The sequence below is a fragment of the Devosia rhizoryzae genome, assembly GCF_016698665.1.
GTDB classification, from domain to species: Bacteria; Pseudomonadota; Alphaproteobacteria; order Rhizobiales; family Devosiaceae; genus Devosia; species Devosia rhizoryzae.
On the sequence record NZ_CP068046.1, the window covers coordinates 3,233,186 to 3,252,510 of the forward strand.

Annotated in this window: 20 protein-coding genes; 14 read left to right on the top strand and 6 right to left on the bottom strand. The window is 62.7% G+C overall.

Going from position 1 to position 19,325, the window contains the following annotated elements; genetic code table 11:
* Window positions 1-207 precede the first annotated feature (207 nt).
* Both JI748_RS15850 and JI748_RS15855 read left to right on the top strand, forming a co-directional pair.
* Window positions 208-1,383 (top strand): GNAT family N-acetyltransferase, encoded by a 1,176-nt coding sequence (locus JI748_RS15850; protein ID WP_201632891.1) that lies wholly within the window; start codon window positions 208-210, stop codon window positions 1,381-1,383.
* The gene (locus JI748_RS15855; RefSeq protein ID WP_201632894.1) at window positions 1,380-2,330 is read left to right on the top strand and encodes a cupin-like domain-containing protein; all 951 of its coding nucleotides are present in this window, start codon (window positions 1,380-1,382) and stop codon (window positions 2,328-2,330) included. Before JI748_RS15850 ends, JI748_RS15855 begins: the two co-directional genes overlap by 4 nt.
* Before the next feature lie 32 nt (window positions 2,331-2,362).
* Here JI748_RS15855 and JI748_RS15860 read toward each other — a convergent pair whose 3' ends face one another.
* A complete protein-coding gene (locus tag JI748_RS15860; RefSeq protein WP_201632897.1) occupies window positions 2,363-3,526 on the bottom strand; it encodes a GNAT family N-acetyltransferase in 1,164 nt (387 codons plus the stop codon).
* Window positions 3,527-3,627: 101 nt separating this feature from the next.
* Between JI748_RS15860 and JI748_RS15865 the strand changes: the two genes are divergently transcribed.
* The 5 genes from JI748_RS15865 (at window position 3,628) to JI748_RS15885 (ending at window position 6,885) form a co-directional block, all read left to right on the top strand.
* Window positions 3,628-4,065: an SAM-dependent methyltransferase gene (locus JI748_RS15865; protein ID WP_201632899.1), complete on the top strand. Its 438-nt coding sequence runs from the start codon at window positions 3,628-3,630 to the stop codon at window positions 4,063-4,065.
* Between the two features lie 194 nt (window positions 4,066-4,259).
* Complete coding sequence (ffh, locus tag JI748_RS15870) at window positions 4,260-5,843, top strand: signal recognition particle protein (protein WP_201632902.1); 1,584 nt, start codon at window positions 4,260-4,262, stop codon at window positions 5,841-5,843.
* Between the two features lie 25 nt (window positions 5,844-5,868).
* Window positions 5,869-6,234, top strand: coding sequence for a 30S ribosomal protein S16 (gene rpsP, locus JI748_RS15875; RefSeq protein WP_164532884.1), 366 nt, complete (start codon window positions 5,869-5,871; stop codon window positions 6,232-6,234).
* Window positions 6,235-6,329: 95 nt separating this feature from the next.
* Window positions 6,330-6,632, top strand: a complete 303-nt coding sequence (locus JI748_RS15880) for a BrnT family toxin (RefSeq protein ID WP_201632905.1) — start codon at window positions 6,330-6,332, stop codon at window positions 6,630-6,632.
* Window positions 6,616-6,885, top strand: coding sequence for a BrnA antitoxin family protein (locus JI748_RS15885; protein ID WP_201632908.1), 270 nt, complete (start codon window positions 6,616-6,618; stop codon window positions 6,883-6,885). The genes JI748_RS15880 and JI748_RS15885 overlap by 17 nt, the downstream gene beginning before the upstream one ends.
* A 176-nt stretch (window positions 6,886-7,061) precedes the next feature.
* Here the strand turns inward: JI748_RS15885 and leuB are convergent, their stop codons facing one another.
* From leuB to argC, 4 genes are all read right to left on the bottom strand, one after another.
* Window positions 7,062-8,162, bottom strand: coding sequence for a 3-isopropylmalate dehydrogenase (gene leuB / locus JI748_RS15890; protein WP_201632911.1), 1,101 nt, complete (start codon window positions 8,160-8,162; stop codon window positions 7,062-7,064).
* Window positions 8,163-8,174: 12 nt separating this feature from the next.
* Complete coding sequence (locus JI748_RS15895; RefSeq protein ID WP_201632914.1) at window positions 8,175-8,564, bottom strand: RidA family protein; 390 nt, start codon at window positions 8,562-8,564, stop codon at window positions 8,175-8,177.
* 9 nt (window positions 8,565-8,573) lie between these two features.
* Complete coding sequence (gene leuD, locus JI748_RS15900; protein ID WP_201632918.1) at window positions 8,574-9,179, bottom strand: 3-isopropylmalate dehydratase small subunit; 606 nt, start codon at window positions 9,177-9,179, stop codon at window positions 8,574-8,576.
* Between the two features lie 585 nt (window positions 9,180-9,764).
* On the bottom strand, window positions 9,765-10,718 hold the full coding sequence (gene argC, locus JI748_RS15905; protein WP_201632921.1) for an N-acetyl-gamma-glutamyl-phosphate reductase: 954 nt from the start codon (window positions 10,716-10,718) through the stop codon (window positions 9,765-9,767).
* Between the two features lie 225 nt (window positions 10,719-10,943).
* Here argC and deoD point away from each other — a divergent pair, with 225 nt between their 5' ends.
* Window positions 10,944-11,654, top strand: coding sequence for a purine-nucleoside phosphorylase (gene deoD, locus JI748_RS15910; protein ID WP_201632924.1), 711 nt, complete (start codon window positions 10,944-10,946; stop codon window positions 11,652-11,654).
* The gene (locus JI748_RS15915) at window positions 11,651-12,019 is read left to right on the top strand and encodes a DUF1304 domain-containing protein (protein WP_201632927.1); all 369 of its coding nucleotides are present in this window, start codon (window positions 11,651-11,653) and stop codon (window positions 12,017-12,019) included. Before deoD ends, JI748_RS15915 begins: the two co-directional genes overlap by 4 nt.
* 111 nt (window positions 12,020-12,130) lie before the next feature.
* Here the strand turns inward: JI748_RS15915 and JI748_RS15920 are convergent, their stop codons facing one another.
* Entirely contained in the window at window positions 12,131-13,525 is a 1,395-nt protein-coding gene (locus JI748_RS15920) for a M20/M25/M40 family metallo-hydrolase (RefSeq protein WP_407644928.1), read from the bottom strand.
* A 120-nt stretch (window positions 13,526-13,645) separates the two neighbouring features.
* Here JI748_RS15920 and JI748_RS15925 point away from each other — a divergent pair, with 120 nt between their 5' ends.
* The 5 genes from JI748_RS15925 to JI748_RS15945 all read left to right on the top strand — a co-directional run bounded on the left by JI748_RS15925 (window position 13,646) and on the right by JI748_RS15945 (window position 19,281).
* Window positions 13,646-14,419 (top strand): FadR/GntR family transcriptional regulator, encoded by a 774-nt coding sequence (locus JI748_RS15925; protein ID WP_201632933.1) that lies wholly within the window; start codon window positions 13,646-13,648, stop codon window positions 14,417-14,419.
* A 139-nt stretch (window positions 14,420-14,558) separates the two neighbouring features.
* Window positions 14,559-16,154, top strand: a complete 1,596-nt coding sequence (locus tag JI748_RS15930) for a glucan biosynthesis protein (protein WP_233280559.1) — start codon at window positions 14,559-14,561, stop codon at window positions 16,152-16,154.
* Window positions 16,151-16,288 carry a hypothetical protein gene (locus JI748_RS15935; RefSeq protein WP_201632936.1) on the top strand — a complete coding sequence of 46 codons (138 nt, stop codon included), beginning with the start codon at window positions 16,151-16,153 and terminating at the stop codon, window positions 16,286-16,288. Before JI748_RS15930 ends, JI748_RS15935 begins: the two co-directional genes overlap by 4 nt.
* Before the next feature lie 10 nt (window positions 16,289-16,298).
* Window positions 16,299-18,068 (top strand): glucans biosynthesis glucosyltransferase MdoH, encoded by a 1,770-nt coding sequence (gene mdoH, locus JI748_RS15940; RefSeq protein ID WP_201632939.1) that lies wholly within the window; start codon window positions 16,299-16,301, stop codon window positions 18,066-18,068.
* Entirely contained in the window at window positions 18,055-19,281 is a 1,227-nt protein-coding gene (locus JI748_RS15945) for an OpgC family protein (protein WP_201632942.1), read from the top strand. Before mdoH ends, JI748_RS15945 begins: the two co-directional genes overlap by 14 nt.
* Window positions 19,282-19,325: the final 44 nt, after the last annotated feature.

Consider the following 19,325-nt stretch of genomic DNA (forward strand, 5'->3'; position numbering starts at 1 on the left):
CTCGCATGCTGGAGAAAATCGTACGCCCTATATGGCGCAAGGTGGCCCCGATTGCCAGCGGCGGGCGAAATCGGATGCATCGATAAAGTTTTATGCAATTTGGCGCCAGTCTCGCAACAGCCTGTCCCTATTGTGCAATTGGCTGCTTAACCACTTTGGCAGCCAGGACACCGCATCACGCCGAGTGCCACTAGAATGGGCCACGTCATGACCACCGAGACCGTTCTCGCTGCTGCGCCTGCCCGCTCGCTGCGTCCTGCCTCAGCGGCTGGCCGTTTGCCGCTTGGCGCCGTGCCGGTTGCGGACTGGTCTGCCTTGGTCGAGACCGCCATCGAAGCCAATGCGTTTTTCGATCCGGCCTATGCACTTCCGGTCGCCCGCTTCACCCGTGGCGGAGACGCGACTGTGGCTTTGTGTGCCTATGACGGCAAGCAGCTGAGCGGCCTCGTGCCGGTGCGGAGTGCCTGGCAGGTTTATCGCCTGCCGATCCCTGCGCTGGTCTCGCATCAGCCCTATACCGTGCTTGGCTCGCCTCTGCTCTCGAATGAGGACTCTGACACGGCGATGCTGGACAATGCCGCGCAGAGCGGCGCGCATCTTCTGGTTTTGCATATGGCCGACCTGGATGGCCCCGCCATGATGGCATTGCGCGCAGCGGCTGAGCGTCGTGGTCTCACCATCACTATCCAGGACGAGCATGAACGCGCTGCGCTGCGCGTACCCGCGGATGCCGAAGCTTATCTTCGCGCCGGCATGGGCGCCAAAAAGCTCAAGGAGCTGCGGCGCCTCAGGCATCGGCTCGATGAAGAGGGCGAAGTGGTTTTCACCGTCGCTCGAGACGAGGCCACGATCCTGCCTGCGCTCGAACGCTTCCTGACGCTTGAGGCTGCCGGCTGGAAAGGCGAGCGCGGCACCGGTCTCGCCCAGGATCAGGGCGACACACGCTACATCACCGAAGCGGCGCTCGGACTTGCGCCCAAATCGGGCATCGAGATCGTGGAACTCAGCGTCGCTGGCAAGACCATCGCCGCCGGTCTCGTCCTGCGCCAGCAGCGCACGGCCATGTTCTTCAAGATCGCCTTCGATGAGGCCTATGCCCGCTATTCGCCCGGCGTGCAGCTCACTGTCGAGTTGACCCGCCACTTCGCCGAAGATCCTGCCATCGACTTTGCCGACTCCTGCGCCCTGCCGGGTCATCCGATGATCGACCATGTGTGGCGCGAGCGCCGCCGCGTCGGCAATGTCCTGATCACCACCCGACCAGGTCCGGTCGCCGCGCTCTGCGCCCGGCTCATCCTCCTCCGCGGCGAGGCCCGCGAGACCGCCAAAAGCCTTTTGCATCGAACCCGAAACGCCCTCAAAACCCGAGAGATCCGCAAATGACTGCGACGCTGATGGCCGACGAGGCCGCCTTCGAAAACCTTTTTCCCAACAAGTCCTTCCGCATCCAGCACAAGCTGGTGGGCGATCAGCGGCTGACGCTTCCGGCCATTTTAGAACTGGTCAAGCAGATGCCGCGCGACCGGATCGAATACAATTCGGGCAAGGCCAATGTCAGCCAGGATCCGACCACGACGCCATTGGTCGATCTCGACCCGCAGGAAGTCGTGCGCCAGATCGAGACCGCCGGCGCCTGGATGGTGCTGAAGCGCATCGAGATCGTCCCGGCCTATAAGGAATTGCTGGAAACCGCCTTACAGTCGGTCGCTACTGCCCAAGGCTTCAAGAGCCTCGACGCCGCCGGTTTCACCGATGTGCAGGGCTTCCTCTTCGTTTCCTCGCCGGGCTCGACCACGCCCTTCCACCTCGACAGCGAAGACAATTTCTTTGTCCAGGTTCATGGCGACAAGCAGTTTGCCGTGTTCGACAACACCGACCATTCGATTGTCAGCGAAGAGCAGATCGAGCATGCGATCACCAAGCATCGCAACATCAAGTACGAAGATCGCTTTGCCGCACGCGGCACGGTTAACGAACTTAAGCCCGGCGAGGGCGTCTTCGTGCCCTATATCTGGCCGCACTGGGTCAAGACCAAGGACACCTATTCCATCTCGGTCGCCATCACCTGGAAGACCAAGGAAGTGAAGCGCCGTAACGACCTCTACGTGGTCAATTCCATGCTGCGTGACCGCGGCCTGCCTCAGTCGGCTCCCGGCGTCAAACCGGCCCTTGATGCCGTCAAACTGGGCGCCTTCCGCGTGGCCGCCGGGGTCGCTGCACCATTGCGCAAGTCCGAAGGCCTTCGCCGCCTGATCCGTCAGGTCGTCTTGGGCAAGGACGCCAACTACTATTACGGCGAAAAGAAAAAATCCGGCCAGGTCGGGATGTAAGCAAAAGGGCCGCGGCGCAAATCGCGGCCTTTTTATTTGCCCGGTCGCAGGTGGTGCAGCACGCGGCGAACGCCGCTTGCCGCCTGCCAGAGTTTTGGATTTTGCTTGATGGTGCGCTTGAGTTCCGACCGACCCGTCAGCGCCAGTGCCGCCAACCGTCCTGCGGCCGTTAGCGGCAAAAGGCTGTTGTAGACCGGCTGCGGCTCGGTCCAGCGCGCCTTGTAGTGAAAGTCGCCGAGGCCGATGTCGAAACTGGTGATGCCCATGTCGATGAGATCATCCATGAGGTCGGCGATCAGGATGCTCATGAGGCTGAAGCGGCTGGCGTCACCGCTTTCGGTCGAGTTGATGTAGAGCGAATAATGGTCGCCCGCCGTGGTGCCCCAACTCGTGGCGGTGACGGCGCCATTGGCCATGAGGCTATGGACGAGAAGGGCAGGGCGCTCCTGGCCGAAGCCGGCGAGTGCCGCCTCATGGAAGAAGGCGCGGAATACCGGTTCTTCGAAGACATTGTCGACGCCCATCTCGTCGAACCGCTCACGCCGTTGTTCGAGGAACCGCTGATGCACATGCTCGAGCATTGCGGCGTCCTCAACGCGGATGAGCTCTACCTTGCCCATCGCTTCTTCCATGCGGCGGCGGCTGCGCTGGAGGTCGCCGCGGCGCTTCGGGGTCAGGCGGGTGGTGATGAACGGCTTTTGCACGCCGGCGATGGAGGTAAAGTAGAAGTTGGACGGAGCCAGCGTATGCGGCAGCTGCAGCAGCGGATTGGCCATGCCGTTCCAGCTTGCTGGAAGGTTCTGGAGGCTCAAGATGTCGATGCCGCCGACCTGTTGCGCGATTTCGGTGACGATGGCGTGCAATTGCTCGGCGTCGGCAGTAAAGCCGGGAGCTGCGATCATCCAGTCGACATTGGAATAATCGGTGCCGAGAAGGCGCGCGGTCCTGAGGCCAAAACGGGTATGAATGGCCAGGGGCAGGATCGCCTGGACCTGGCCGTCACGGGAAATCACCGCGATTGCCACCCGGCTCTTGCTCTCGGCGCCAGCGGCGATCAGCTGGCTCAGCCAATCCAGCCGCTGATAGGGGGTGAATACCCCCACAGCCTCAAGCCCACGCCAAACCGCTTCCGCCGCTTCGATGCTGTAGAGCACCGAAACGTCGAAGACGCTGCTTGCCGGCGTGGTCGTGGTCATGGAGCCAGGAGGTTGATTGCAATCGGCTGACAAACTAGCTGCCAATCCACAGCCTAATGTTAATATGGCGCAGTTTTTCTCGCCGGTAGGGAGCAAGGCCGATGACCCAAGCTGCATCCTCACGGATAGCGGAATATGTTGCCGCCCTGCCGCTGCGGCCGGACATGGCCGTGCTGGAGATCGGTTGCGGTCCGGGCGTTGCGGCACGGTTGGTGTGCCGCCTGCTCGAGCAAGGCCATATTCTGGCGATCGACCGTTCTGCCAAAGCCATCGAGCAGGCGCGGGCCGGATCGGCAGCGGAGCTGAAAACGGGACGCATCGCGTTTCGGCAGGTGGCGATCGAAGATTTCGTGCTCGACCCGAACGACGGCTTGTTCGACCTGGCCTTCGCCATGCGGGTTGGCGCGCTGGACGGAAGACATCCCGAGTTGCAGGAGCTGGCCATGAGGAGGATCAAGGTGGCGCTAAAGCCAGATGGGCTGCTGTTTATTGACGATGCACCAGCGGTTCGGGGCAAGGACATTGCCGCCCAATCTTGACTCGCCGGAGCTCTTCCCCTAAACGCTGGCCCATTCATCAGGCTTTTGCCCGAGACCAGCCGACCGGGACCCCGCCAGGGTTCGACGATCCCGGAGGCTAACATCCGCCAGCGCGTTGCGCCCGCGGGTGGGTTTTGCATTTGCCCAAAGGAACACCACATCTCGGCGGATTTCCCGAACGAGTAGGACCAAAAATGTTCGAGAGCCTTTCCGACCGGCTTGGCAAAATTTTTGACGGGCTTCGTGGACGCGGCGCGCTGAACGCGGCCGATGTCGATGCCGCCATGCGCGAAATTCGCCGGGCGCTGATCGAAGCCGACGTGTCGCTCGAAGTGGTCCGGGCCTTTGTCGAGCAGGTGCGCGAGCGCGCCGTTGGTGCCGAAGTCACCCGTTCGGTGACGCCCGGCCAGCAGGTGGTCAAGATCGTCAATGACGAACTGGTCCAGGTGCTGGGTTCGGACGCCGTCACCATCGATCTCAATGCCCCGGCGCCCGTGACCCTCTTGATGGTCGGTCTCCAGGGTTCGGGCAAGACCACGACGACCGCGAAGATCGCCAAGCGTCTCAAGGACCGGCAGAAGAAAAAGGTCCTTCTCGCTTCGCTCGATACCCGCCGCCCCGCTGCCATGGAGCAACTGCGTGTGCTCGGCGAACAGGTCGGCGTCGATACCTTGCCGATCGTTTCGACCGAAACCCCGGTCGAAATCGCCCGCCGCGCCGAGCGCGAGGGGCGTCTCGGTGGCTATGACGTCCTGATCCTCGACACCGCCGGCCGCACCCATGTCGATGAAGAGCTGATGGTTGAAACCGTCAGCATCAAGGACATTGCCCATCCGCATGAAATTTTGCTGGTGGTCGACGCGCTGACTGGCCAGGACGCCATCAACGTCGCCCGCTCCTTCGATACGCGCCTCGATGTCACCGGCATCGTCATGACCCGCGTCGATGGCGACGGCCGCGGTGGTGCGGCGCTTTCGATGCGTGCAGCCACCGGCAAGCCGATCAAGCTGATCGGTGTCGGCGAAAAGATGGACGCGCTGGAAGATTTTCATCCCTCGCGCATCGCCGACCGCATCCTTGGCATGGGCGACATCGTCAGCCTGGTCGAAAAGGCGGCCGAGCACGTCACGGCCGAAGACGCGGCCAAGATGGCCAAGAAGCTCAAGAAGGGCTCCTTCGATTTCGACGACCTGCGCAGCCAGCTGACGCAGATGAAGAAGATGGGCGGCATGGGCGGGCTCATGTCGATGATGCCGGGCGCAGGCCAGCTCAAGAAAGCCATGGCCGGTGCCAATATCGACGAAAAGGTCTTCGACCGGCAGATCGCCATCATCAATTCGATGACCAAGAAGGAGCGGGCCGAGCCCGATCTTCTCAATGCCAGCCGACGCAAGCGTATTGCTGCCGGTGCCGGTGTCGAGGTCAGCGAAATCAACAAGCTTGCCAAGCAGCACCGCCAGATGGCGGACATGATGAAGAAGGTTTCCAAGGGCGGCATGGGCGCGCTTGGTGGCATGTTCGGCGGCAAGATGGGCGGCATGCTCGGTGGCATGCCGGACCTCGGCAAGATGGACCCCAAGCAGCTCGAGCAGATGGCGCGCCAGGCCGGGATCAATCCCGAGCAGCTCAAGGGCCTGCCTTCGGCCGACCTGCCCATGACCGACAAGCTGCCGACCGATGTCGGCTCGCTTCTGAAATCTTCCGGCGGACCGGCCTTGCCTGGTCTTGGCGGAGCGCCCCGTTTCCCAGGCCTTCCCGGCCTGGGCAAGAAAAAGTAATCCTTTCAACCTTTTAGGAACCAAGATGTCCCTCAAGATCCGCCTTGCCCGCGCTGGCACCAAGAAGCGCCCCTTCTACCACATCGTCATTGCCGACGCCCGTTCGCCGCGCGATGGCCGCTTCATCGAGAAGCTGGGCACCTTCAACCCGCTCCTCGCCAAGGACGCCGAAAATCGCGTCGTGCTCGACACCGAACGCGCCAAGCACTGGGTTTCCGTCGGCGCCCAGCCGACCGACCGCGTGCTGCGTTTCCTCGACGCTGCCGGCCTCATGAAGCGCGAAGCCCGCAACAACCCCAAGAGCGGCGAGCCGGGCGCCAAGGCCAAGGAACGCGCTGAAGAACGCGCCGCCAAGGCTGCTGCCGGTTCGGAAGAAGCTGCTGCAGAGTAAGTTTCTGTCCAGCCTGAATGACCAGAGCCCCGGTGGAGACACCGGGGCTTTTTGCTGCCATTTGCAATCGGTGCATATGATGGCAATATACATTCATGATCGACTGGAGCCGCATAGCTGGATTTGAATGGGATGCCGGTAATGCCCGCAAGAGCGTCGACAAGCATCACGTCAGTCAGGGCGAAGCCGAGCAGGCGTTCTTCAACCAGCCGCTTCTGCTGGTTGCCGATCAACAGCATAGCCAGCATGAAGCGCGGGTTCACGCGCTCGGTCACACGGATCAAAACCGTCTGTTGCACATCACTTTCACGCTGAGGCAAGACGGCACCAGAATTCGAGTGATCTCCGCAAGAGACATGAACCGCGAGGAGCGGAAGGATTATGAGCAAGGCCCTTAAGCCCATTCCGGAATTTGCCAGCGAAGGGGAAGAACGCCTGTTTTGGGAAAGCCACGACTCCGCCGAATATGTAGATTGGAGCCAGGCGCAGCGAGTGGTGCTGCCAAACCTTAAACCCAGTTCGACATCGATCTCCCTGCGCCTGCCGCAGGGATTGCTCGACCAGATCAAGATGACCGCTAACAAGCTGGACGTTCCTTACCAGTCGCTGATTAAAACGTGGCTGGCCGAGAAGGTCGATCAACGCCGCTGAGACAAAATATCCCCGGCCGTGAGGCCGGGGATATTTTTTGGAAACAAAGGTTCCCCTCATCCGGCGCTGCGCGCCACCTTCTCCCGCAAGGGGAGAAGGGGTCCCGACTGAGGGGTTGGAGGGTGGCCTTCTCCCCTTGCGGGAGAAGGTGCCCGAAGGGCGGATGAGGGGCGCTTTTAAGCCTTGAGCTTTGCCAGGATCGCTGCGCCCATTTCTTCCGTCCCGACGGTCTTGCGATTGTCCTGGGCGATGTCGCCGGTGCGCAGGCCATCGCTCAGCACGGCCGAGATGGCGTTTTCGATGCGGGTGGCGAGTTCGATCATGTTGAACGAATAGCGCAGGGCCATGGCGACGGAGGCGATCATGGCGATGGGGTTGGCGATGCCTTTGCCGGCGATGTCCGGCGCCGAGCCGTGCACGGGCTCGTAAAAGGCTTTGCGCTTACCGGTCACCGGATCGGGCGCCCCTAGCGAAGCGGAGGGCAGCATGCCGAGCGAGCCGGTGAGCATGGCGGCGACGTCGGAGAGGATGTCGCCGAAGAGGTTGTCGGTGACCATGACGTCGAACTGCTTGGGATTGCGCACCAACTGCATGGCGGCGTTGTCGGCCAGGATGTGGTGCAGTTCGACATCGGCGTAGTCCTTGCCGACGCCCTTGACCACTTCGTCCCAGAGCACGCCCGACTTCATGACGTTCTTCTTGTCGGCCGAGTGCACCTTGTTGTTGCGGGTGCGGGCGAGGTCGAAGGCGACGCGGGCGATGCGATCGATTTCGTAGGTCTCGTAGACCTGGGTGTCGATGGCGCGCTTCTGGCCGTTTTCGAGATCGGTGATGGTCTTGGGTTCACCGAAATAAACGCCGCCGGTCAGCTCGCGAACGATCAGGATGTCGAGGCCTTCCACGAGTTCGCGCTTGAGCGAAGAGGCATCGGCCAGCGCCGGATAGCAGATGGCGGGGCGCAGGTTGGCGAAGACGGCGAGTTCCTTGCGGAGGCGCAGCAGCGCGGCTTCCGGGCGGTGCCCATAGGGGACATTATCCCACTTGGGGCCACCGACGGCGCCAAAGATCACGGCGTCTGCAGCCTTGGCCTTTTCGGTGTCCTCGTCGGTGATGGCGACCTGGTGCTTGTCATAAGCGGCGCCGCCGGCAAGGCCGCTGTCCGTTGAAAAATCGGTCAGCTGTTCGCTGTTGGTCCAGTCGATCAGCTTTTCGGCCTCGACCATGATTTCGGTGCCGATGCCGTCGCCGGGCAGAAGGAAAAGGGAATGGGTGGCCATGACGATTTCCTTTTAGGAGTTGGCGGCGCCGATGCGGGCGGTGACTTCGATTTCGATCTTCATGCCGGCTTCGATCATCTGGACGATCAGCATGGAGGCGGCGGGGCGGATGTCCTTGAACACGGGACCGACGGCGGCAACCACCTCGTCGACCAGGGACCGGTCGCCGACATAGTAGACGACGCGGACGGTGTCCTCGATGGACGAGCCGGCTTCGCGCAGAGCCTTGTCGATGGTGGCGAGGGCGTTTTTGGCCTGCTCGCCGACCGACTCCGGCATGGTCATGGTGGCATAGTCATAGCCGGTGGTGCCGGAGACATAGACGGTGTCGTCGTGGCGCACAGCGCGGGAATAGCCGAAAGTGGCTTCGAACGGGGAGCCGGTGGAAACGCGCTGGACCATGTGGGTTCCTTAGAGCCAGGGACGCTGGGACGACATTGTCGTCTCGAACGAGGTGATGGCGGGATCGGACTTAAGCGTGCCGGCGATGTCGTCGAGCCCTTCGAGCAGGATGTGCTTGCGGGCCGGGTCGATATCGAAGTGGAGCGTGCCGCCGTCCGGACCCTTGATGGTCTGGGCTTCGAGGTCGACGGTCAGCGTCGCATTGGCGCCGCGCTCGGCGTCGTCGAGCAGCAGTTTGAGCTGATCGGGGGTGACGACCAGCGGCAGGATGCCGTTCTTGAAGCAGTTGTTGTAGAAAATGTCGGCAAAGCTCGTCGAGATGACGCAGCGGATGCCAAAGTCGGCCAGGGCCCATGGCGCGTGCTCGCGGGAGGAGCCGCAGCCGAAGTTATCACCGGCGATGACGATCTTGGCCTGGCGATAGGCGGGCTGGTTGAGGACGAAATCGGGGTTTTCCGAGCCGTCCTCGTTGTAGCGCATTTCGCTGAACAGCGCGACGCCGAGGCCGGTGCGCTTGATGGTCTTCAGGTACTGCTTGGGGATGATCATATCGGTGTCGATATTGATGATCGGCAGGGGCGCCGCGACGCCGGTCAGGGTGGTGAACTTTTCCATGGGGCAAGGGACCTCGCTGTTGCCAGCGTCATGCCGTGAAGCGGGATGGTGGTCAAGCGGAAACCGTACGCGTGGGTACGGTTGCGGCGCAAGACGATGCGCCGGGCTACATTTCTGCTCCCCGGGCCGGTGAATGATGGAGCCCCGAGACGGCTTTCGCCTCGTGAGTAGTTAAGTTTGTGAGACGCAAGACGTCTCGGGGCGCCGGGCTTTCTGGCAGGCAGCGTCTTAGGGCAGGATTTCGCCTCCCCGTCCGCGGACCCAGGATCCTCAACGATAAAGACCCCTCCCGACTGTCGCCGGGCGGTTGATCGTTGCAACCCCATCTCCACCCGGCTGATGGGGGGAGAATAGCGCGAGATGGAAGGATGGGGACAAGCGGGATAGATTGAGTTTGTGGGAGGGAGAAGACACCCCCTCCCTACCTGCGCTACGGCCTTGCGGCCTAGCTTCGGTACCCTCCCCTCTGAGGGGGAGGGTGGGGCGCGGTAGGTGTGCAAACCAGGTGCCTACCTTCCCCCTCAGAGGGGAAGGCAAGCAGAGCTTGGCGACGAAGGAGCCTAGCGGCGCTCGGAAGGGGGTGGCTTAAGCCGCCAGGCTATCCTTTGGGTCGACGCCCAGCATTATGTTCAGATTCTGCACCGCAGCCCCGGACGCGCCCTTGCCGAGGTTGTCGTAGACGGCGGCGATCACGGCCTGGTTGATCTCGTCATTGGCGAAGACGTGGAGGGTCAGCGTGTTGGTGCCGTTGTGGACCTGCGGGTCGAGCGCAGGGGTCTTGCCGAGCTTTTCGTCATAGGGCGCGACGCGGACGAAGCTGTCGGGGATCGACGCGTAGTGGTCGGACAGCACTTCGTGGAGGCGCTTGCCGGTGGGGATGTCGGCGACCATGTCGAGATGGAGCGGCACCGAGGTGTGCATGCCTTGCGCGAAATTGCCGACCACCGGCTCGAAGAGCGGCGAGCGGTTGAGGTGGGCGTATTGGCTCATTTCGGGCAGGTGCTTGTGCACGAAGGTCAAGGCATAGGGCGCGAACTGGCTCATCACGGCGCCGGGCGCTTCATATTCTTCCATCATCTGGCGGCCGCCACCGGAATAGCCTGAAATGCCGTGGTAGGAGACGGGGTAATCGCCCGGCACGATGCGTGCTTCGACCAGCGGGCGAAGGCCGGCGATGAGGCCCTGGGGCCAGCAGCCGGGATTGGCGACATAGCGGGCATTGCGGATTTCCTCGGTCTGCCCGACATCCATTTCGGCAAAGCCATAGGCCCAGCCCTCGGCGACGCGATGAGCCGTCGAGGCGTCGATGACGCGGGTCGTGTCGTTTTCAATGAGCCGCACGCTTTCCTTGGCCGCCTCATCGGGGAGGCATAGGATGGCGACGTCTGCCAGGTTAAGGAGGCGCTTGCGTTCGTCCTGATCCTTGCGCTTTTCAGGCGCGATGGAGAGCACTTCGAGGTCGCGACGGTTGGCGAGGCGCTCACGGATCTGCAGACCCGTCGTGCCGGCTTCGCCATCGATGAAGATTTTTGCGACCATTTTTCTATCTCTCCCAGTGCGATTGCGTAGATGGACCTGACATGTGTCGAGGTCAAGACATCGGCCTTTCTCACCTCTCCCTCTGGGGGAGAGGTCGACGCGCAGCGGCGGGTGAGGGGGCCTATCCGAGCTCTCTCAAGGCCCCCTCACCCGACCCGAAGATGGGTCGACCTCTCCCCCAAGGGAGAGGTAAGAAAGGGCACCCATTGCAAACGAGGACGCACTATGACGCCGCACAACCATGCCAAGCCGGGCGACTATGCCGAAGCGGTGTTGCTGCCGGGGGACCCGTTGCGGGCCAAGTGGATCGCCGAGACGTTTTTCGAGGCGCCGCGGCTGGTCAATTCAGTGCGCAATTGCCTCGGCTATACCGGCACGTGGAAGGGCAAGCCGGTGTCGGTGCAGGCCTCGGGCATTGGGCAGCCGTCGCTGGGCATTTATGTGCACGAGTTGATCAATGTTTTTGGGGTCAAATCGCTGATCCGCGTCGGCACTTGTGGCGGGCTCAACGCCAAGGTCAAGGTGCGCGACGTGATCCTGGCGCAGGGGGCGACGACGGACTCTTCGATCGTCAAGGGCCGGTTCGGGCCCTATAATTATGCGCCGATCGCCGACTTTGGGCTGTTGCGCTCGGCGGCTGACAAGGCAGATGCCAAGGGGCTCAAATTTCACGCCGGCAACATGCTGAGTTCGGACATTTTTTATCACCAGGACGGGTTTGCCGGTTATGACAAGCTGCCCGAGCACGGGGTAATTGGCGTGGAGATGGAAGCGGCGACGCTTTATACGCTGGCGGCGCGGTTCGATGTGAAGGCGCTGACCATTTGCACGATGACCGATTGCCTCGTGACGCATGAGGAGATCAGCGCCGAGGAGCGGCAATCGTCGCTGTCGGAAATGGTGGAACTGGCACTGGATGTGGCGGTGGACGCATGAGCGACGCTCTTGCTTTCGTGATCATCGCCTTGGTGGCGCTGATCCACATCTATATCGTCCTGCTCGAAATGGTGTGGTGGGACAGCCCGCGCGGGCAGAAGGCGTTCGGGATGACGCCGGAGTTTTCGCGTCAGACCAAGGTGCTGGCGGCGAACCAAGGGCTTTATAACGGGTTCCTGGCGGCGGGGCTGATCTGGAGCCTCGTCCATCCCGATCCGGCGACGCGCTGGCAGATCGCGCTGTTTTTTCTGGCTTGTGTGGCGGTGGCGGGGATTTTTGGGGCCATGACGACGAAGAGCCGGCGGATTTTGCTGGTGCAGGCGGTGCCGGCGGTGTTGGGGATCTTGGCACTGGCGGTGTTTTAGGAGAGAGACCCCCACCCGGCCTCCCCCTGCAGAAGGGGGAGGAGTTTGGCCGGTGGGTTGAACTCGATCAAGCTCCTCCCCCGACTTGCGGGGGAGGTTGGGTGGGGGGCCTTACTGCGCCAAAGCACCCAGCACCCTTACCCAGCTCCTGATGCCGCGGTGGAAGCTTTCCAAGTCGTACTTCTCATTGGGCGAGTGGATCTGGTCGTCCACGTGGGCGAAGCCGATGAGGAGGGTGTCGAGGCCCAGAATTTTCTTGAAGTCGCCGACGACGGGGATCGAGCCGCCCGAGCCGGTGATCACGGCCTGCTTGCCCCATTCGCTGGTCAGCCCTTCGAGCGCCTGGCGCAGGAATGGGCCTTCGGCGGGGACGGTGATGGCGGGGGAGTTGCCGTGGGGGGTGAATTTGACCGTGCAGTCGGGGGGCAGCATCTTTTCGACATGGGCGCGGAAGGCGGCGCGGATCTTGTCGGGCTGCATGCCGGAGACGAGGCGGAAGGAGATTTTGGCGCTGGCCTTGGAGGGAATGACGGTCTTGAAGCCGTCGCCGGTATAGCCGCCGATCATGCCGTTAATCTCGCAGGTCGGGCGGGCCCAGAGCATTTCAAGCACCGAGCGGGATTGTTCGCCGGCCGGGGTGGCGAGGTTAACGCTACCGAGGAAGGCCTTTTCGTCAAAGCCGAGACCGGCCCATTGCGCCTTGAGCTCGGGGGAGATTTCGGCGACGTCGTCGTAAAAGCCGGGGAGGGTCACCGATCCATCGGGGGCGCGGAGGCTGGCGATAATTTCGGCGAGGACTTGGTTGGGGTTGCGCGCGGCATTGCCGAACATGCCGGAATGAAGGTCCTTGTCGGCGGCGGTGATCTCGATCTCGTCGGCCACGAGGCCGCGCAGCATGGTGGTGATCGAGGGGGTTTCGCGGTCCCACATATCGGTGTCGCAGACGAGCGCGATATCGGCGCGGAGCTCTTCGGCATTGTCGCGCATGAAGGGCGGCAGGTTCTTGCCGCCGGATTCTTCCTCGCCTTCGAGCATCAGAGAGACGCGGATCGGCAGGGAGCCGGTTGCCGCCTTCCAGGCGCGGCAGGCTTCGATAAAGGTGAGCATTTGGCCTTTGTCGTCGGATGCGCCGCGGGCGACGATGATCTTGCGGCCGTCGCGCTCGACGATTTGCGGATCGAAGGGGTCGGTGTGCCAGAGATTGAGCGGGTCGACCGGCTGGACATCATAGTGGGCATAGAAGAGGACATGCGGGCCGGCTTGCTCAGGGCCATGCGCGACGACGACCGGGTGGCCGGGGGTCGGGCGCGCGGCGGCATCGAAGCCCAGATTCTGGAGTTCGGCGGCGATCCAGTCGGCGGCCTTCTGGCATTCGGCGGCAAAGGCCGGGTCGGTCGAAATGGATTTGATGCGCAGGAGCGCGAACAGCCGCTCGAGGCTCGCATCTAGCCCGCCATCCACCGCTTGGAGAACCTGGTCGATCGTGGCGGGGCTGGTCATGGGCATATCCTTTAATAACGAAACGGCTGAGACCATGGCGCGGCGAAGCGCCCAATGTCTAGCCGCGTGTTATTGTCATACTTATGGGCCTGTGATTAGGTCGCGCGGCATGAGGGAGGCGATGGCATGGACAGGTCCGCAGGACGCGCGCGGCATTCGGGCGACTTGATCGCCGCGCTCTCCGGCCGCAATCCGGCGCGCAACCTCCATACCGACGTTCTCTGGCAGATGGGCTTTGCCATCGTCTCTGGGCACTATGCGGAAGGCTCGATCCTGCCGGCCGACACCGAGCTCTTAGAGCGGTTCGGCGTGTCGCGCACCGTCTTGCGCGAGGCGCTGAAGACGCTGGCGGCCAAGGGCCTGATCGAGGCACGGGCGCGGATCGGCACGCGTGTCTTGCCGCGCAACCGCTGGAACCTCTTCGATGCCGATGTGCTCGCCTGGTTCTTCGAGCTCGGGCCCGATGTCAGCTTTTTGCGCAGTCTGGCGGAAGTGCGGATCGGCATCGAAATCGAGGCAGCGGCGCTGGCGGCGGAACGCGCCGATGAAAGCCAAGCCAAGGCGCTGGTCGCCTGCGTGGGAAATATGGCGGGGGCGGAAACGCCGGCCGACTTCGCGCGTTACGATCTCGAATTCCACCGTGTCGTGGCCGAGGCTTCGGGAAATCCGTTCATGGCTTCGATCAGTGCCCTGGTGGAAATGGCTTTGACGGCGGCGTTTACGATTTCGTCTCCCGTCAACCAGCCGTCGGCCCTCGCGGTGACCGTCGATGTGCATCGGCGCATAGCCGAGGCCATCGGGCAGGGTGACCCGGCGGCTGCCCGGCAGGCTATGCGCGAAGCCATCGCGCAGGGGTTCGACCGGGCCGCGGGACGGATGGAACAGCCAGCCGAGGCCTGAGGCAAAAGCCTGTTAAGCATTTGAGAAAACGGGTTTTTGTCATGCCCCCAGCGCAAGGGAGCTATGCGTCAACTTTTTGATCTAGTCGCCGTTGCGCAGTTGCCGAAGAACAGGGCGAGTACCAAACACAGGCAACGATGTGACGCGTTTTCAGTCCCCCCAGCCCAATCGCCGGAGCGTTCTGGCAGGCCTGGGCTTTTCGCTGCTGCTTATGTCCTCGACCGCGCTTAGCCGTCCGGCTTTTGCGCAGGGCGATGATAGCTTTGCCTTCGACTTCGACAATTTTTCCGCCCGCATGAAGGATCTGGCTGCCGGGCCGCATGCACCGGTCATTCCGGAAATTGCGCCGGCCTTTCAAAGCCTCGATTACGACGCTTATCGGCTGATCCAGTATCGCGCCGAACGCAGCAAGTGGGCTGACGATCCGGCCGGCTATCGCCTCCAGGCCTTTCATCCCGGCTGGCTTTATACCGAGCCAGTCAAGGTGTTCGAAATCGAGGGCGGCACGGCAAACCTGGTGCATTTCGGCGCCGACGACTTCCTCTATCACGACGTCGCTGTCGGCGACGCCGCACAGGGCGAGTTCGCCGGAGTGGCGGGCCTGCGCGTCAACTATCCGCTCAACAGCCCCGATGCGCCGCTCGACGAGCTGGTGTCGTTCCTGGGCGCCAGCTATTTCCGCGCCCTGGGTCGCGGCAACATTTATGGCGCGAGCGCACGCGGGCTGGTGGTCAATTCCTGGATCGACCTGCCGGAAGAATTTCCGCATTTTTCCGAGTTCTATGTCGAAAAGCCCGAGGCCGGCGGACCGCTGACGGTCTACGCAGCAATGGAATCGCCCAGCGTTACCGGCGCTTATCGCTTCGTGATCCAGCCGGCCCATGACGGGGCGCAGGAAACCACGATGGACGTTACGGCGCGGCTTTATTTCCGCACCGACCTCAAGGAAGTGGGCGTGGCGCCACTGACCTCGATGTTCCTCTACGCCGAAGCCAATCGCGGTGGCTTCGACGACTATCGGCCGCAAGTGCATGACAGCAATGGCCTTTTGGTCGAGCGCGAGAGCGGCGAGATCATGTGGCGGGCCCTCAACAATTCCGCCTGGCTCGGCAATTCCTATTTCGCCGAAACCAATCCCAAGGCTTTCGGGCTCTATCAGCGTGGCCGCGATTTCGAGACCTACCAGGATGCGGGCGCCCATTACGAGCGCCGTCCGTCGGTGCGTATCGAGCCGCAGGGCGCCTGGGGCACCGGCATGGTGCGGCTTATCGAAATTCCGGCGAAGCTAGAGGCAGACGACAATATCGTTGCCTTCTGGATCCCTGCCGAACCGGCGCTGGCTGGCGAAAGCCGCGAATATAGCTATCGCGTCGTCTGGGGCGACCTCGATCCCGAAGACAACCCGGCCATGGCCTATGTCGCGGAAACGCGTGGCGGCGTCGGCGGCGTTTCAGGTGTCGAAAACGCGGCAAGCCTCCGCAAATTCGTGGTCGACTTCAAGGGCGGCGAGCTCGATGCACTGCCGCCCGGGACCCCGCTCGATGTGCTGGCGACGGTCGGCGGTGGGGTGATGCGCAATTCGGTGCTGTCGCGCGTAGATGCCAATGGCGCCTGGCGCCTGGTCATGGACGTCGAGACCGAGCCGGGCGCGACTGTCGAACTCAAGGCCTATCTCGTCGGTCTTGGCCGCAAGCTTACCGAAACCTGGCTCTACCAGTGGAGACCCAACGCATGAAACATTCTGGCGAATTCCCCTTCTTCGCTGGCCTGCCCGATGCGCCGCTGGACATGCCCAAGCAACAGCTCGAGCCGCGCCGCTCGTTGATGCAGACGCTGCGCGCCACACTTTGGCCGTTCGCGGGTCGTTAACGAAGCGTTGATGATCAGACCGTCCCTTTTTCGCTGTGGTGCCTTGCTGCTGGCCTTGGGCCTCAGCCTTTATGGCACGTGGCTCTTCTTGAGCTTTACGGGCGTCGGGGGACTGACGGCACTGGACCTGGTTCGTGCCGCGCTGGTCGCCTTCAGCGGCTTCTGGCTCGTGTGGGGCAGCGCGGCTGCCGTCTTGGGGGTTTTCGCGCCTTCGCGGCGAAAGCCGATGCGGGGTGGGCCGCTCAAGAGCCGCACCGCCATTCTTGTGCCGATCTACAACGAAGACCCGATCGCCACCTTTTCGCGCATCGCTGCGATGAACCGGAGCTTGCTTAAGCTCGGCGTGGCGGAGCATTTCCATTTTGCGGTCCTCTCCGACACACAGGCGATCGAGGCTGCGGCGCAGGAGCTAGTGCAGTTCGAACGGCTCCTGCTCGAACGGGACAGCGCCAGCCGCATGTTTTACCGGCGCCGCGAGCGCAATATCGGCCGCAAGGCCGGCAACATCGAGGACTTCGTTTCGCGCTCCGGCGCGGCCTATGATTTCGCGCTGATCCTTGATGCCGATAGCCTCATGGAAGGCGAGACCATCCTCGAGATGACGCGGCGCATGGAGGCCGATCCCGAGCTCGGGCTGCTGCAGACCGTGCCGCATATCGTCCATGCCAAGACGTTGTTCGGCCGCTCGATCCAGTTTTCGGCGGCTTACCTGTCCCCCACCTTTGCGCGCGGCGCGGCGCTGATGCAGGGCAAGGAAGGTCCTTATTGGGGGCATAACGCCATGGTGCGGGTGCGGGCCTTTGCCGCCTCCTGCGGGCTGCCGGAACTTTCCGGCACTCCTCCCTTTGGCGGTCATATCCTCAGCCACGACTATGTCGAGGCGGCACTGCTGTCGCGTGCCGGCTGGAAGGTCGAGGTCGATCCGGCGCTCAAGGGCTCCTATGAGGAAGCCCCAGATAACCTCATCGAGTATGCCAAACGCGACCGCCGCTGGTGCCAAGGCAATATCCAGCATGGCCGCTTGATCGGCGCGCCTGGATTGAAATTCTGGAGCCGCTTCACCTTCATCCAGGGCATTATGGCCTATCTCGCCTCGCCCCTGTGGCTGGCGCTGTTGGCGACCAGCATGGCGGCGGCGCTGTTCCCCGACCAGCCCGTGGTCGTGGCGGATTTCGGTGAGGTGACGCTGTCGCCCTGGCTGCTGGGCCTAGCCGTGGCCGCGATCCTCGTGCTGCCCAAGATCCTGATCCTTGTGCGCGGCATGGTCGATGGCCAGAACCGCCGCTTTGGCCGTACGCCGATGGTGACGCTGTCGGTGATCGGCGAGATTGTGCTGTCGACCGTGCTCGCTCCAACCATGCTGCTGATGCAGAGCCGCGCCGTGGCGCAGGTGCTGCTGGGCCTCGATGGCGGTTGGCCGGCAACGCAGCGCGGGCAGAACTTCGTGAGTTTTAGGACTGCGCTGCGCGCCAGCTGGTGGATGGTGCTGGTGGCTTTCGCCGCTCTGGCCAGTACCCTGGTTTTTGCGCCTGACACTGCCCTTTGGGTTGCGCCTGCAACCGTGCCGGCCTTGGCGGCGCCGTTTCTGATCTCACTGACCTCGCGGCCGACGCGGCGGAAATTGCCCTGGCTGTTCCGAACGGAGATGGAAGCCTCGCCTTCTCCCGTGATAAGGGAGCAGCAGGCGATCGTGGCCCAATGGGCCGCGACCGAGCCGATGATCGCGAACAGTCCGCCTCTTAAAACGGCGGTGCCGAGGACCGCCCATGTCGCTGCCTAGCGCGGCGCCCCGCTCTGCGGGGCTTTTTTCTGCCTTCCGCAATGCCTGGTTGCTTGCCTCCTCAAGGGACACGAGCGGCCTGCCGGTAGGCCGCGATCCGCGCCTCGACATGTTCCGCGGCATAGCCTTGGTGATGATCTTCATCAACCACGTGCCGGGCACGCTCTACGAGAACTATACCAACCGCAATTTCGGCTTTTCCGACGCAGCGGAAGCCTTTGTGTTCATGTCGGGCGTGGCGGCGGGCCTTGCCTATTCCAACAGTTTTCGGTCGGGCAGCCTGTGGTCGGCGATCGCGCGGGTGTGGGCACGGGCACGGCAGCTTTATTTCGTGCATCTCTCCATCACCATGATTTGCCTCGCAATCTTTGCGGCGGCGGCCCTATGGTTCGACCTGCCGGAAGTTCTGGCCAGGAACAACATCGCGCCGCTCTTCAGCCAGCCACTCAGCAGCTTGATCGGCATTCCCTTGCTGACGCACCAGCTGGGATATCTCAACATCCTGCCGCTTTATGCGACGCTGCTGCTGATGACGCCAGTCTTCATGATGGTCGGGCTCAAGCGGCCATGGCTGATGTTCGGCCTCTCGATCGCGCTTTGGGCGCTGGCTGGGCAGTTCCGCCTCAACCTGCCCAATTTTCCAACCGCTGGCGGCTGGTTCTTCAATCCGTTTTCCTGGCAGCTGTTGTTCGTGACCGGGCTTTTGTCGGGTGCGGCGATGAAGACGGGGCAGCGGTTCATTCCCTATCATCCGGCGCTCTTTGCCTTGGCCGCGGCTTTGGTGATCTTCATCCTGCTCTGGATGAAGATACCGGCAGTCGGGGATGCCGGGCGCGATGTCCTCGCCCACCTCGCAGACGCGGGGGCGCCGTTCTACATCACCTGGTTCGACAAGTCGTATCTGGCGCTGCCGCGGCTACTGCATGCGCTGGCGCTATTTTATGTCCTGGGTCATCTGCCGCTGATGATGACCTTTGCGCAATCTCGCTTTGCGGCGCCGCTGCGCGCCATGGGGCGGCAGGGTCTTGCGGTCTTTGCCACCGGGACCGTGCTCAGCATGGTGCTGCAGGTGGTCAAAACCCCTCGGCAACCAGATCCTTTGTTCGATGGCGTCATTCTGGGCGCCGGCATCCTGTTTCTGGTGGGGCTCGCCTATATGCTCAACCACACGGCGTCGCTAAAATCCGTTCAGGCTGCCAAGCCGCGCGCCTGACCGGCACACGAAAAAGTCACCACACCGCGTTGGGTCCGGAACCG

Coding starts and splice junctions, on each gene's coding strand:
- JI748_RS15850 (WP_201632891.1), top strand. CDS start 208: ATGACCACCGAGACCGTTCTCGCTGCTGCGCCTGCCCGCTCGCTGCGT.
- JI748_RS15855 (WP_201632894.1), top strand. CDS start 1,380: ATGACTGCGACGCTGATGGCCGACGAGGCCGCCTTCGAAAACCTTTTT.
- JI748_RS15860 (WP_201632897.1), bottom strand. CDS start 3,526: ATGACCACGACCACGCCGGCAAGCAGCGTCTTCGACGTTTCGGTGCTC.
- JI748_RS15865 (WP_201632899.1), top strand. CDS start 3,628: ATGACCCAAGCTGCATCCTCACGGATAGCGGAATATGTTGCCGCCCTG.
- ffh (WP_201632902.1), top strand. CDS start 4,260: ATGTTCGAGAGCCTTTCCGACCGGCTTGGCAAAATTTTTGACGGGCTT.
- rpsP (WP_164532884.1), top strand. CDS start 5,869: ATGTCCCTCAAGATCCGCCTTGCCCGCGCTGGCACCAAGAAGCGCCCC.
- JI748_RS15880 (WP_201632905.1), top strand. CDS start 6,330: ATGATCGACTGGAGCCGCATAGCTGGATTTGAATGGGATGCCGGTAAT.
- JI748_RS15885 (WP_201632908.1), top strand. CDS start 6,616: ATGAGCAAGGCCCTTAAGCCCATTCCGGAATTTGCCAGCGAAGGGGAA.
- leuB (WP_201632911.1), bottom strand. CDS start 8,162: ATGGCCACCCATTCCCTTTTCCTTCTGCCCGGCGACGGCATCGGCACC.
- JI748_RS15895 (WP_201632914.1), bottom strand. CDS start 8,564: ATGGTCCAGCGCGTTTCCACCGGCTCCCCGTTCGAAGCCACTTTCGGC.
- leuD (WP_201632918.1), bottom strand. CDS start 9,179: ATGGAAAAGTTCACCACCCTGACCGGCGTCGCGGCGCCCCTGCCGATC.
- argC (WP_201632921.1), bottom strand. CDS start 10,718: ATGGTCGCAAAAATCTTCATCGATGGCGAAGCCGGCACGACGGGTCTG.
- deoD (WP_201632924.1), top strand. CDS start 10,944: ATGACGCCGCACAACCATGCCAAGCCGGGCGACTATGCCGAAGCGGTG.
- JI748_RS15915 (WP_201632927.1), top strand. CDS start 11,651: ATGAGCGACGCTCTTGCTTTCGTGATCATCGCCTTGGTGGCGCTGATC.
- JI748_RS15920 (WP_407644928.1), bottom strand. CDS start 13,525: ATGCCCATGACCAGCCCCGCCACGATCGACCAGGTTCTCCAAGCGGTG.
- JI748_RS15925 (WP_201632933.1), top strand. CDS start 13,646: ATGGACAGGTCCGCAGGACGCGCGCGGCATTCGGGCGACTTGATCGCC.
- JI748_RS15935 (WP_201632936.1), top strand. CDS start 16,151: ATGAAACATTCTGGCGAATTCCCCTTCTTCGCTGGCCTGCCCGATGCG.
- mdoH (WP_201632939.1), top strand. CDS start 16,299: ATGATCAGACCGTCCCTTTTTCGCTGTGGTGCCTTGCTGCTGGCCTTG.
- JI748_RS15945 (WP_201632942.1), top strand. CDS start 18,055: ATGTCGCTGCCTAGCGCGGCGCCCCGCTCTGCGGGGCTTTTTTCTGCC.